The 13,070-nt window shown below is 53.4% G+C and carries 6 protein-coding genes, 2 tRNA genes and 2 rRNA genes; 4 read left to right on the forward strand and 6 right to left on the reverse strand.

Features of this window, described 5'->3' with window-relative positions; translation table 11 throughout:
* Window positions 1-87: 87 nt before the first annotated feature.
* The 4 genes from ABRP31_RS18150 to ABRP31_RS18165 form a co-directional block, all read right to left on the reverse strand.
* A 23S ribosomal RNA gene (locus ABRP31_RS18150) occupies window positions 88-2,981 on the reverse strand.
* 228 nt (window positions 2,982-3,209) lie between these two features.
* Window positions 3,210-3,285: transfer RNA gene (locus tag ABRP31_RS18155), tRNA-Ala, on the reverse strand.
* A 44-nt stretch (window positions 3,286-3,329) separates the two neighbouring features.
* Window positions 3,330-3,406 (reverse strand) — tRNA-Ile (locus ABRP31_RS18160).
* A 96-nt stretch (window positions 3,407-3,502) separates the two neighbouring features.
* Window positions 3,503-5,041, reverse strand: a 16S ribosomal RNA gene (locus ABRP31_RS18165).
* Together the 16S and 23S rRNA genes with 2 tRNA genes alongside form the textbook arrangement of a ribosomal RNA operon.
* A gap of 637 nt (window positions 5,042-5,678) precedes the next feature.
* On the opposite strand from ABRP31_RS18165, the gene rhtA reads away from it, so the two are divergent.
* Window positions 5,679-6,566 carry a threonine/homoserine exporter RhtA gene (gene rhtA / locus ABRP31_RS18170; RefSeq protein ID WP_087273558.1) on the forward strand — a complete coding sequence of 296 codons (888 nt, stop codon included), beginning with the start codon at window positions 5,679-5,681 and terminating at the stop codon, window positions 6,564-6,566.
* A 176-nt stretch (window positions 6,567-6,742) separates the two neighbouring features.
* Window positions 6,743-7,039 carry a hypothetical protein gene (locus tag ABRP31_RS18175; RefSeq protein ID WP_087273560.1) on the forward strand — a complete coding sequence of 99 codons (297 nt, stop codon included), beginning with the start codon at window positions 6,743-6,745 and terminating at the stop codon, window positions 7,037-7,039.
* 56 nt (window positions 7,040-7,095) lie between these two features.
* On the opposite strand, the gene ABRP31_RS18180 is transcribed toward ABRP31_RS18175, so the two are convergent.
* Complete coding sequence (locus tag ABRP31_RS18180) at window positions 7,096-8,904, reverse strand: aminopeptidase P family protein (protein WP_087273563.1); 1,809 nt, start codon at window positions 8,902-8,904, stop codon at window positions 7,096-7,098.
* 58 nt (window positions 8,905-8,962) lie between these two features.
* The gene (locus ABRP31_RS18185) at window positions 8,963-10,141 is read right to left on the reverse strand and encodes an aminotransferase class V-fold PLP-dependent enzyme (RefSeq protein ID WP_349972550.1); all 1,179 of its coding nucleotides are present in this window, start codon (window positions 10,139-10,141) and stop codon (window positions 8,963-8,965) included.
* Between the two features lie 978 nt (window positions 10,142-11,119).
* On the opposite strand from ABRP31_RS18185, the gene ABRP31_RS18190 reads away from it, so the two are divergent.
* Complete coding sequence (locus tag ABRP31_RS18190) at window positions 11,120-11,914, forward strand: hypothetical protein (protein WP_349972549.1); 795 nt, start codon at window positions 11,120-11,122, stop codon at window positions 11,912-11,914.
* A 33-nt stretch (window positions 11,915-11,947) separates the two neighbouring features.
* Entirely contained in the window at window positions 11,948-13,069 is a 1,122-nt protein-coding gene (locus ABRP31_RS18195; RefSeq protein WP_349972548.1) for a DegT/DnrJ/EryC1/StrS family aminotransferase, read from the forward strand.
* Window position 13,070: the final 1 nt, after the last annotated feature.

The following is a 13,070-nucleotide window of genomic DNA, read 5'->3' on the forward strand; positions in this document are numbered from 1 at the left end:
AACTTTCGGTTCGTGTCGTCTTCACAGTCACCGCAATCTGATGCCCTGCTCTTTTTAAGAGAAGGTCGCAGATTGCTTGGGTGTTATATGGTCAAGCCTCACGGGCAATTAGTATGGGTTAGCTCAACGCCTCACAGCGCTTACACACCCCACCTATCAACGTCGTAGTCTTCGACGGCCCTTCAGGGAACTCAAGGTTCCAGTGAGATCTCATCTTGAGGCAAGTTTCCCGCTTAGATGCTTTCAGCGGTTATCTTTTCCGAACATAGCTACCCGGCAATGCCACTGGCGTGACAACCGGAACACCAGAGGTTCGTCCACTCCGGTCCTCTCGTACTAGGAGCAGCCCCTCTCAAATCTCAAACGTCCACGGCAGATAGGGACCGAACTGTCTCACGACGTTCTAAACCCAGCTCGCGTACCACTTTAAATGGCGAACAGCCATACCCTTGGGACCGGCTTCAGCCCCAGGATGTGATGAGCCGACATCGAGGTGCCAAACACCGCCGTCGATATGAACTCTTGGGCGGTATCAGCCTGTTATCCCCGGAGTACCTTTTATCCGTTGAGCGATGGCCCTTCCATACAGAACCACCGGATCACTAAGACCTACTTTCGTACCTGCTCGACGTGTCTGTCTCGCAGTCAAGCGCGCTTTTGCCTTTATACTCTACGACCGATTTCCGACCGGTCTGAGCGCACCTTCGTACTCCTCCGTTACTCTTTAGGAGGAGACCGCCCCAGTCAAACTACCCACCATACACTGTCCTCGATCCGGATGACGGACCTGAGTTAGAACCTCAAAGTTGCCAGGGTGGTATTTCAAGGATGGCTCCACGCAGACTGGCGTCCACGCTTCAAAGCCTCCCACCTATCCTACACAAGCAAATTCAAAGTCCAGTGCAAAGCTATAGTAAAGGTTCACGGGGTCTTTCCGTCTAGCCGCGGATACACTGCATCTTCACAGCGATTTCAATTTCACTGAGTCTCGGGTGGAGACAGCGCCGCCATCGTTACGCCATTCGTGCAGGTCGGAACTTACCCGACAAGGAATTTCGCTACCTTAGGACCGTTATAGTTACGGCCGCCGTTTACCGGGGCTTCGATCAAGAGCTTCGCGTTAGCTAACCCCATCAATTAACCTTCCGGCACCGGGCAGGCGTCACACCCTATACGTCCACTTTCGTGTTTGCAGAGTGCTGTGTTTTTAATAAACAGTCGCAGCGGCCTGGTATCTTCGACCGGCATGAGCTTACGGAGCAAGTCCTTCACCCTCACCGGCGCACCTTCTCCCGAAGTTACGGTGCCATTTTGCCTAGTTCCTTCACCCGAGTTCTCTCAAGCGCCTTGGTATTCTCTACCCAACCACCTGTGTCGGTTTGGGGTACGGTTCCTGGTTACCTGAAGCTTAGAAGCTTTTCTTGGAAGCATGGCATCAACCACTTCGTGTTCTAAAAGAACACTCGTCATCAGCTCTCGGCCTTAAGATCCCGGATTTACCTAAGATCTCAGCCTACCACCTTAAACTTGGACAACCAACGCCAAGCTGGCCTAGCCTTCTCCGTCCCTCCATCGCAATAACCAGAAGTACAGGAATATTAACCTGTTTTCCATCGACTACGCTTTTCAGCCTCGCCTTAGGGACCGACTAACCCTGCGTCGATTAACGTTGCGCAGGAAACCTTGGTCTTTCGGCGTGGGTGTTTTTCACACCCATTGTCGTTACTCATGTCAGCATTCGCACTTCTGATACCTCCAGCAAGCTTCTCAACTCACCTTCACAGGCTTACAGAACGCTCCTCTACCGCATCATCAAAAGATGATACCCGTAGCTTCGGTACCTGGTTTGAGCCCCGTTACATCTTCCGCGCAGGCCGACTCGACTAGTGAGCTATTACGCTTTCTTTAAAGGGTGGCTGCTTCTAAGCCAACCTCCTAGCTGTCTAAGCCTTCCCACATCGTTTCCCACTTAACCAGGATTTTGGGACCTTAGCTGACGGTCTGGGTTGTTTCCCTTTTCACGACGGACGTTAGCACCCGCCGTGTGTCTCCCATGCTCGGCACTTGTAGGTATTCGGAGTTTGCATCGGTTTGGTAAGTCGGGATGACCCCCTAGCCGAAACAGTGCTCTACCCCCTACAGTGATACATGAGGCGCTACCTAAATAGCTTTCGAGGAGAACCAGCTATCTCCGAGCTTGATTAGCCTTTCACTCCGATCCACAGGTCATCCGCTAACTTTTCAACGGTAGTCGGTTCGGTCCTCCAGTTAGTGTTACCCAACCTTCAACCTGCCCATGGATAGATCGCCCGGTTTCGGGTCTATTCCCAGCGACTAGACGCCCTATTAAGACTCGCTTTCGCTACGCCTCCCCTATTCGGTTAAGCTCGCCACTGAAAATAAGTCGCTGACCCATTATACAAAAGGTACGCAGTCACCTAACAAAGTAGGCTCCCACTGCTTGTACGCATACGGTTTCAGGATCTATTTCACTCCCCTCTCCGGGGTTCTTTTCGCCTTTCCCTCACGGTACTAGTTCACTATCGGTCAGTCAGTAGTATTTAGCCTTGGAGGATGGTCCCCCCATGTTCAGACAAGGTTTCTCGTGCCCCGTCCTACTCGATTTCATGACAAAGAGATTTTCGCGTACAGGGCTATCACCCACTATGGCCGCACTTTCCAGAGCGTTCCGCTAATCTCAAAGCCACTTAAGGGCTGGTCCCCGTTCGCTCGCCACTACTAAGGGAATCTCGGTTGATTTCTTTTCCTCAGGGTACTTAGATGTTTCAGTTCCCCTGGTTCGCTCCATACACCTATGTATTCAGTGTAAGGTAACTGTCTTATGACAGTTGGGTTCCCCCATTCAGACATCTCCGGATCACAGTCTGTTTGCCGACTCCCCGAAGCTTTTCGCAGGCTACCACGTCTTTCATCGCCTCTGACTGCCAAGGCATCCACCGTATGCGCTTCTTCACTTGACCATATAACCCCAAGCAATCTGGTTATACTGTGAAGACGACATTCGCCGAAAGTTTGTTCTCACAAACTTTACCTTAGCCTGGACACGCACCAGTGAAAGAGGTGCCCAGTCTATATTTCTATCACATACCCAAATTTTTAAAGAACGATCTAATCAAAGACTAGAAATCAACACTCACCATCGAACCGATGGAGTGCTCATTTCTAAGCTTTCAAACAGAAGCAGTAAGTGGTGGAGCCAAGCGGGATCGAACCGCTGACCTCCTGCGTGCAAGGCAGGCGCTCTCCCAGCTGAGCTATGGCCCCGTATCCGGGTGTCGTACGCGCTCTGACCAACTTCACCAGGTAACTGGTGGGTCTGGGCAGATTCGAACTGCCGACCTCACCCTTATCAGGGGTGCGCTCTAACCAACTGAGCTACAGACCCAAAATCGGGTATGCAAAGCAAAAGCTGCTTCTAATCGTCTTCTTCAATGAATCAAGCAATTCGTGTGGGAGCTTGCGCTGCAGCTGAGTCGTCGATTAAGGAGGTGATCCAGCCGCAGGTTCCCCTACGGCTACCTTGTTACGACTTCACCCCAGTCATGAATCACACCGTGGTAACCGTCCCCCCGAAGGTTAGACTAGCTACTTCTGGTGCAACCCACTCCCATGGTGTGACGGGCGGTGTGTACAAGGCCCGGGAACGTATTCACCGCGACATTCTGATTCGCGATTACTAGCGATTCCGACTTCACGCAGTCGAGTTGCAGACTGCGATCCGGACTACGATCGGTTTTATGGGATTAGCTCCACCTCGCGGCTTGGCAACCCTCTGTACCGACCATTGTAGCACGTGTGTAGCCCAGGCCGTAAGGGCCATGATGACTTGACGTCATCCCCACCTTCCTCCGGTTTGTCACCGGCAGTCTCCTTAGAGTGCCCACCATAACGTGCTGGTAACTAAGGACAAGGGTTGCGCTCGTTACGGGACTTAACCCAACATCTCACGACACGAGCTGACGACAGCCATGCAGCACCTGTCTCAATGTTCCCGAAGGCACCAATCCATCTCTGGAAAGTTCATTGGATGTCAAGGCCTGGTAAGGTTCTTCGCGTTGCTTCGAATTAAACCACATGCTCCACCGCTTGTGCGGGCCCCCGTCAATTCATTTGAGTTTTAACCTTGCGGCCGTACTCCCCAGGCGGTCAACTTAATGCGTTAGCTGCGCCACTAAGAGCTCAAGGCTCCCAACGGCTAGTTGACATCGTTTACGGCGTGGACTACCAGGGTATCTAATCCTGTTTGCTCCCCACGCTTTCGCACCTCAGTGTCAGTATCAGTCCAGGTGGTCGCCTTCGCCACTGGTGTTCCTTCCTATATCTACGCATTTCACCGCTACACAGGAAATTCCACCACCCTCTACCATACTCTAGCTTGCCAGTTTTGGATGCAGTTCCCAGGTTGAGCCCGGGGATTTCACATCCAACTTAACAAACCACCTACGCGCGCTTTACGCCCAGTAATTCCGATTAACGCTTGCACCCTCTGTATTACCGCGGCTGCTGGCACAGAGTTAGCCGGTGCTTATTCTGTCGGTAACGTCAAAACACTTACGTATTAGGTAAATGCCCTTCCTCCCAACTTAAAGTGCTTTACAATCCGAAGACCTTCTTCACACACGCGGCATGGCTGGATCAGGCTTTCGCCCATTGTCCAATATTCCCCACTGCTGCCTCCCGTAGGAGTCTGGACCGTGTCTCAGTTCCAGTGTGACTGATCATCCTCTCAGACCAGTTACGGATCGTCGCCTTGGTGAGCCATTACCTCACCAACTAGCTAATCCGACCTAGGCTCATCTGATAGCGCAAGGCCCGAAGGTCCCCTGCTTTCTCCCGTAGGACGTATGCGGTATTAGCGTCCGTTTCCGAGCGTTATCCCCCACTACCAGGCAGATTCCTAGGCATTACTCACCCGTCCGCCGCTCGCCACCAGGTACAAGTACCCGTGCTGCCGCTCGACTTGCATGTGTTAGGCCTGCCGCCAGCGTTCAATCTGAGCCATGATCAAACTCTTCAGTTCAAACATCTTTGGGTTTTGAGAAAACCCTAAACTTGGCTCAGCAATCGTTGGTTATTTCTTTGATTTCTCGCGGAGTAACTTACGATGCTGATAATCTGTTGACTTCAGTCTGACAGCGCAAGCACCCACACGAATTGCTTGATTCAATTGTTAAAGAGCGGTTGGTTAAGATCTTTCATCTCAACCGAGGCGCGCATTCTACAGCAGCCTCTGTATCTGTCAAGCGGTTATTTTAAGAAGTTTTCAAAGTTTCCTGATCAACTTCAACCACTTGCGCCTCGATCAACATCACGTTGCTCGTTAGCGGGAGGCGAATTCTACAGCGTTACAACCTGCTGTCAACTGCCTTTTTTCACCGCTTTCGATCAACCTCATCGAAACCTCTTCTTCGCCAACTTAATCGTCCAACTCGTTGATTATCAAGGAGTTTTTCGTTCTGTCTGCGCCAGAAGAGGTGCGAATTATAGAGAGATCTGAGAGGCCGTCAACCCTTAATTCAGGCTTTTATCAAAAATGCTGCAAATGGATTACCTATATAAGAAGAACAACTCGGGCTGAGCATTATATTGCGCAAACCCAGCTTCTTAAGCATCATATAGCCTTTGCGCCACTGCCCTCTAACTGGAACACCTTTTCGATGAGCACTCATCTTCGCCCTCTTTCACAGACGCTGTTCCCTATTGGCTTATTGTTGATTGCCATGGCCTCTATCCAGACAGGGGCCTCAATGGCCAAGACGTTATTCCCCGTAGTCGGCGCGCAGGGCACGACTTCATTAAGGCTGATCTTTGCCAGCATTATTCTGCTTCTGGTTCTAAGACCCTGGCGCGCCAGACTTACTGCAAGGTCGTTGCGCACGGTCGTGTTCTATGGAATCGCTCTGGGAGGGATGAATTTCCTCTTCTATATGTCGCTGCGTAGCGTCCCTTTGGGAATAGCCGTGGCGCTCGAATTCACGGGGCCGCTGGCGGTTGCTCTGTTTGCCTCGCGCAAAGCGCTCGACTTCGTATGGATCGCACTCGCCGTAACAGGCCTGCTGTTGCTGATCCCGACAGGAGAAGAAAGCGCGAGCCTTGACATAACCGGCGTGGCTTACGCTTTAGGTGCAGGAGTCTGCTGGGCCGGCTACATCCTGTTCGGGCAAAAAGCCGGCGAAGATAACGGCATTCAAACAGCAGCGCTGGGCGTTCTGATTGCGGCCATATTCATCGCCCCGATCGGAGCGGTGCATGCAGGCTGGGCAATATTTGACATTGGATTGATTCCTACCGCCATTGGTGTCGCAATCCTGTCCACTGCCCTCCCCTATAGCCTGGAGATGGTCGCACTGACCCGGATGCCCGCCCGAACATTTGGAACCCTGGCCAGTATGGAGCCAGCATTCGGTGCCTTGTCGGGGATGCTCTTCCTTCACGAACACCTGACCATTACGCAATGGCTGGCCATTGGTGCGATTATCATGGCCTCAGCAGGCGCCACCCTTACAGCACGGCGCGAAACAGCACAATTAGTCCCGGCAGACTGAAGATATCTTTCCCCCAAAGATGAGATGTCACTAGCATTTGTAACGCTGTTGAGCCATGTTTAGGACATGGCGACGCCCTGACCGCTCAGGCTATTGGCAGAAGCCAGATCATCTTACCGAGTAATCGTATTCAGGCTGGGCACTGGCCTTCAATGAAAGCCAGAGTAAGGAAGGCAATGAAGTACATTTTTATAGCGCTGACAACACTAATAATCACAGGCTGCGCCGCCACCTCAGCCCCTGTAAAACAGACCAAGCGAGGGATTCACATCAACTGCTCAGGTCTGTCGTCTTCCTGGCAGAAGTGTTACGCCATGGCAGCCGACTCCTGCGTTTCGAAAAACTACAGAGTCATCGCCAAATCCGGCGACGGTGTAGAAGACCCCGGCGACTACCCTTTCGGCTTGAATCCGGCGGGCTATACCAGTCGCAGCATGATAATCATCTGCAAGAAGCCCGCGAAAACCGAATGAGGAAAAGTGGCGGTTGTGTTGCCGCCCGCCACTTACCTGACACTACATCGCTTCCATCAAACTGCCACCGTACGCAGGCGTAGCCATTCAAGCGCAGCGCCCTGCAACAGGGGGCTCAAGCGCTGACACACCTGGGCGTGGTAATCATTCAACCACGTCCTCTCCTCCAGGCTCAGCAACTCTACCTCCAGACAACGGGTGTCGATCGGACACAACGTCAGGGTTTCGAACCGCAGGAACTCGCCAAACTCGGTCGTCTGCGCCTCGCGGTTGATCACCAGATTCTCTATCCGTACTCCCCAGCGTCCCGGACGATAAGTACCCGGCTCAATAGAGGTAATCATGCCCGGCAGCATCGCGGTTTGCGGCGTAGCCGGTGCTTGATAGGCGATAACCTGTGGTCCCTCGTGAACATTCAGGAAATACCCGACACCGTGCCCGGTACCGTGCCCGTAATTCACTCCCTCAGACCAGATTGGTGCCCGAGCGATCGCATCCAGCAGCGGCGACAAAATGCCTTTGGGGAAATGAGTGCGGGATAGAGCGATCAAGCCTTTCAAGACCCTCGTGCAGTCGCGCTTCTGCTCCGCACTCGGATTACCGACAGGCACCATACGCGTGATGTCGGTAGTCCCCCCCAGATACTGCCCCCCGGAGTCGATCAGCAGCAAACCGTCCCCCTCGATCTGCGCATACTCATCTGGCGTCGCACGGTAATGCGGCATAGCCCCGTTGCCATTGAAACCCGCGATGGTCGCGAAGCTGGGTGAAATGTAGCCTGGACGACGTTGACGAGCCTGCCCAAGCTTTTCGTCGATGGTCAATTCGCTGACAGCATCATGGCCCAACGCCGAATCCAGCCAGCAAAAGAACTCGCACAGCGCCGCCCCGTCCTGCTCCATGGCCTGACGAATATGCGCGGTATCGGCTTCGCTTTTTTGTGATTTGAACAACGTCGTCGGGTTCAGACCCTCGACCAGCGTAACTTCAGCATCCAAGTAGTCCAGCAAGCCGCACGTGACCCTGGCCGGGTCAATCAACAGACGCGCGTCTTTAGGCACTTCGCGCAGGGCTGCACCAATCTGGGTGTACTCGAGCAACGTGATGCCGTCCTGCTCAAGACTGAGACGCACCCCCGCGCTCAACTTGCTTGAGTCGACGAATAGACTGACGCCATTCGGCCCAATCAAAGCGAAGGAAATGAACACCGGGTTGTAAGACACATCAGAGCCACGCAGATTGAACAACCAGGCAATGTCATCCAGGGTGGCAATAAAGTGCCAATCTGCCCCACGCTCAGCGATGACCTGACGCAGACGGGCCAGCTTTTCGACACGCCTTACCGATGCCTGAGGCGGCAAATGCTCAAAAACCGGACTGACCGGCAACGCTGGCCGATCGGCCCACAGCTCGGTGAGCAAATCCAGATCTGTACGGAGCCTCGCGCCTCGCTCGTAGAGCTTGCTCGCGAGAGTTCGTGAGGACGCAACCGCCAATACTGCCCCATCAACCGCCACGACAGTTTCAGCCTTGGCCTGATCGGCCAGCCACTCCAGAGGCCCCTGTTGCCCTGGCTGCAGCTTGACCAGTTCGATGCCGCTGCCCGCCAATTCTTTAGCTGCCTGCTCCCAATAGCGACTGTCCGCCCAAAGCCCGGCAAAGTCTTGAGTCACAATCAGCGTCCCCACAGAACCATGGAAACCCGACAACCATTGGCGCCCCTGCCAGTAGCCCGGCAGGTATTCGGAAAGATGCGGGTCGGCTGAAGGCACCAGATAAGCATCAATACGCTCGCGGCTCATCAAGGCCCGTGTCTGCGCCAAACGTTGTACGACGGCTGCGCCGGGTTTCGATTGCGTACTCATTGATTCTCCTGCTGACCCGAAAAAATTAATCTCTTGCGGGCAGATAATGGAGCACCTGTCAGGAGTGAGCAACCGCCCAGAACGCAGGTTGCAGTCGTGAGGACTTGATCAGCGAGACTGCCTGCTCGATTTCCTCTGCGCTGGTGAAGCGCCCGAGGCTCAAGCGAATAGTCTGACTGGCGGCCTTGGCGTCATGACCGAGCGCCAGCAGCACATGCGAGGGCGTGTTTTTTGCCGAGTTGCAGGCGGAGGTCGAGGAAAAAGCCAATCCATTCCCCAGAGCGGCAATGTCCAGATCGTTGTTGCCAAAAGTCAGACTCAACGTATGAGCAATTCGCTGTACCGAATCCCCGTTGATACGCAAACCGGGAACATCGGCCAGCCGTGTACATAAAAGCTGATTCAACTGCTGGATGTGAGCCGCCTCCTCGTCGAACAACGTCTGGGCCAGCGCAAACGCCGCCCCCATGCCTGCAATCTGATGGGTGGCCAGCGTGCCTGAACGCAAACCGCTTTCGTGTCCGCCACCGTGGATCTGCGCCTGTACGCGCTGTTCGGCCCGCGGCCCGACATACAGGGCACCGATACCTTTGGGGCCATAGATCTTGTGGGCCGAGAAGGACATCAGATCAACCGCCAGTTCGGACAGATCAATCCTGACCTTGCCTGCGCCCTGAGCGGCATCGACATGAAACAAGGCGCCATGCTCGCGCACATGCTTACCGATTTGAGCGATATCGTTAAGCGTGCCCAGCTCGTTGTTGACCAGCATCAACGACACCAGAAAAGTGTCCTCGCGCAAAGCATCGACTACCGCTTGCGCAGAGATCAAACCATTGGCATCCGGTGCCAGATAGGTCACCTCAACGCCTGCCAGCTGCAACTGTTGCGCAGTGTCGAGGATCGCCTTGTGTTCGATCTGACTGGTAATAATGTGCCCCGCCGTTCGGCCACTGCGCTCGGCGTAGCTTTGGGCAACGCCCTTCAACGCCAGATTGTTCGACTCGGTTGCGCCTGAAGTCCAGATGATCTGCTCCGGGCGCGCGCCTACCAGATCAGCCACCTGTTGGCGTGCGACATCTACGGCTGATCGTGCGTCACGTCCATAAGCATGTGAGCTGGACGCCGGATTGCCAAAAGTCCCGGACCGACCCAGGCATTGCACCATGACCTCAATGACACGCTCATCAACGGGTGTGGTAGCAGCGTAGTCAAAATACAGCGCAAGATTTTTCATGAAAATCACCTTGAAATGCACAGCCCGGAAGGCCGGACTGTTTGCGTAATACGAGTCGCGATTCCTGCGACATTCGAAAGCGGATCTTGTAGAACATCATGCACGAATCTTCATAGATCAAAAAATTATTAATTATTATTTATATATTCCATATAAGAATATATAGCCAATGGGTGCCCAGAGACCCACGCACGATCCATGCCCAAAACAGGCTTCACACGCTGATGGGCAGCACACCAGGCTTCCGTTCACCTCTCGCGCCATGTTCCTGACAATAAGAGTTCTTGCGGAAACGTTTAACTCGTTTGAATGGTGAGTAACAACGCCCATTGATAACAAGACAGGTATCTGGGCCACTTATTTACCAAGTATCACTAACGACTAACTTCTGGCGCTAAAAAAACGACTACTGCGTTTACACAACGCCTATGAACAACGACGTGCTGAGTGCCCAAAAACCGTCATTGCACCGAAGCAGTGCGAGCGATGTTTTTTTGACTCCTTAAAATTCAATAACTTAAGTAATATTACAAACCACTTATCAAAAATTTAACAGAATGTTGACGAAATAATTTGACAGAAAGCTTGAGGACAACGATATATATGCGTGTCAGACATTTCCTAGCCCGTGCAGCGTTGCCAAAGAGCAATGCGCAGGAAATGTTCAGCCAACACACTTCTTGATTTGCCTCATGTTAGTTATCTGCACGGCGCGTTTTTAGCGCCGGTGGCCGTCCTTTGATTAACGGAAAATCGCTCAACTGCAGAATGTAGTCGAGGGGGCGGTAGCTTGGCCCGCAGTTTGTGTGGCGGGGTCAGGCAGCTAATTAAGGTATTCGCAGTACCAAGTTGAAGTTTCCTGCGCACTGGATCAAGCGATTCGGGCGGTAGCGTGGGCGAGCGTGCAAATAAATCAAAAAGCGCCAGACAAAACGTCTGACTTAACGGGTTCATCTTCAACTTCAGGGATTGGAATTGATGCGATCTTCATTCGCTATGGATCCGTTACGGATCAAGCAAGTCAGCGAGCAAATCAATGCCCAGGGTTTCAGCCAGATCAGCGGTGCGCTTGATGCCAACGAGCTGCAACTGCTGCGTGCCTATACCGAGGCCCAGGCGAAATTACACCGGGGTGAATATTTTGCTCATCACGGTGAAAAGCTGCTGTCACAAAGCCCGCTGTCTTCGCTATGGGAGTCTGCGGACTTCCAGCAAATGCTCGCCAATCTTTATCGCTGCGCCACTGGCGTAGACGCTGCCAGCTCGCAGATTTTCCCGGTACTGCGTTGTGTCCAGGGTAACCAGGGACGCCGCGAATCCAACAGCTTCCACTTTGACGCCAGCCTGGTCACGGTGTTGGTACCCGTATTCATCCCGACTGAAGGGGATGAGCGCGGTGATCTGATGCTGTTCCCCAATTTGCGCAAAATACGGCGCAACGCCGTATTCAACGCCATTGAAAAGGCACTGATCCAGAACGCCTTCAGCCGCAAGTTGCTGGTAATGGCTATTGAGCGAGGCTGGGTGAAACCTGAAACGCTGACGCTCAAGCCAGGCGATATCTATGTGTTCTGGGGCTACAGGTCGCTGCATGCCAACAAGCCTTGCGGCCCGGAGGTCACCAGAGCGACAGCCATCTTCCATTTTGGCGACCCGCATGCGGGCAGTCTGACCACCCGGCTGATCCTGCAAATCAATCAACGTCGTGCCCGGCGCGCCAGCCGCAAAGCTGGCAATGGCTCATCAGAAGTTACACCTGGCAAATCGCTCTGACACCTGCGTTAAACGTCAAACATGGAGGCTTCGATGATCAACGTAACGAAAACTTATCTGGGCGATATCGACAAGTTCAAAAGCTATGTCGAGGGGATTTATGCTCGAGGCTGGCTGACTAACCACGGGCCTCTGGTGAGCGAGCTGGAAGAACGTCTGAAGGATTATCTGGGCGTCAAACATATCATCCTGACCAACAACGGCACGCTCGCATTACAAGTTGCCTATCGGGCACTTAACCTGAGTGGCAGCGCGGTTACTACACCGTTCAGTTTTGTCGCTACCAGCAGCTCCCTGCAATGGGAGGGTATAAGCCCGCTATTTGCCGACATTGATCCCGGCACCTGGAACATCTCCCCGGCTCACATCGAAAGCCGCATCCAGTCCGATACAACCGCGATCGTCGGCACGCACGTATTCGGCAATCCTTGTGCCGTCGAGCAGATCGAACAAATCGCCCTCAAACACAGGCTCAAAGTGGTCTACGACGGTGCCCATGCTTTTGCCGTACGCCATGCGGGTCAGTCGGTACTTAACTGGGGCGACGTCAGCACCTTGAGTTTCCACGCCACCAAGCTGTTCCACACTATTGAAGGCGGCGCGATCATCACTAACGATGACGAGGTTGCGAAACGCGCCTACCTGCTTTGCAACTTCGGTATTGCAGACGTCGACAAGATCGATGGTATTGGCATCAACGCCAAGCTCAACGAATTTTCTGCGGCCATGGGTCTGTGCATCCTTGATGACATCGAGAACATTCTCGAAGAACGCGCCGAGATTGCTCACCGATACACCGCCCGGCTGGAAAACTATCTGGATCTGCAACAAGTCCAGTCCGATAGCCAGCTCAATAACAGCTACTACCCGGTGGCGTTTCGCGATGAACAACAACTGCTGCGCGTGCGCACCGCCCTTAATCATCGCGACATCAATCCGCGCCGCTACTTCTACCCGTCGCTGGACACACTTGAATACCTGCAACCACAGGTTCCTCAGCACGAATCCCGTGCATTGAGCGAGCGCGTGCTGTGCCTGCCGATTTATCCCGGCCTGCAAAAAAGTGATCAGGAAAAAGTCATCAATACCTTGATCGAAGAGTGCAGTGTCAGCAACGTGCACTACCGCAGTTCACTCATCGCTCAGGCTATATAAG

The organism is Pseudomonas caspiana, assembly GCF_040224095.2.
Lineage (GTDB): Bacteria > Pseudomonadota > Gammaproteobacteria > Pseudomonadales > Pseudomonadaceae > Aquipseudomonas > Aquipseudomonas caspiana.

Excerpts from the sequence above, each read along its gene's own strand:
- ABRP31_RS18185 (WP_349972550.1), bottom strand. The coding sequence starts at position 10,141 with ATGAAAAATCTTGCGCTGTATTTTGACTACGCTGCTACCACACCCGTT.
- ABRP31_RS18195 (WP_349972548.1), top strand. The coding sequence starts at position 11,948 with ATGATCAACGTAACGAAAACTTATCTGGGCGATATCGACAAGTTCAAA.
- ABRP31_RS18175 (WP_087273560.1), top strand. The coding sequence starts at position 6,743 with ATGAAGTACATTTTTATAGCGCTGACAACACTAATAATCACAGGCTGC.
- ABRP31_RS18190 (WP_349972549.1), top strand. The coding sequence starts at position 11,120 with ATGCGATCTTCATTCGCTATGGATCCGTTACGGATCAAGCAAGTCAGC.
- rhtA (WP_087273558.1), top strand. The coding sequence starts at position 5,679 with ATGAGCACTCATCTTCGCCCTCTTTCACAGACGCTGTTCCCTATTGGC.
- ABRP31_RS18180 (WP_087273563.1), bottom strand. The coding sequence starts at position 8,904 with ATGAGTACGCAATCGAAACCCGGCGCAGCCGTCGTACAACGTTTGGCG.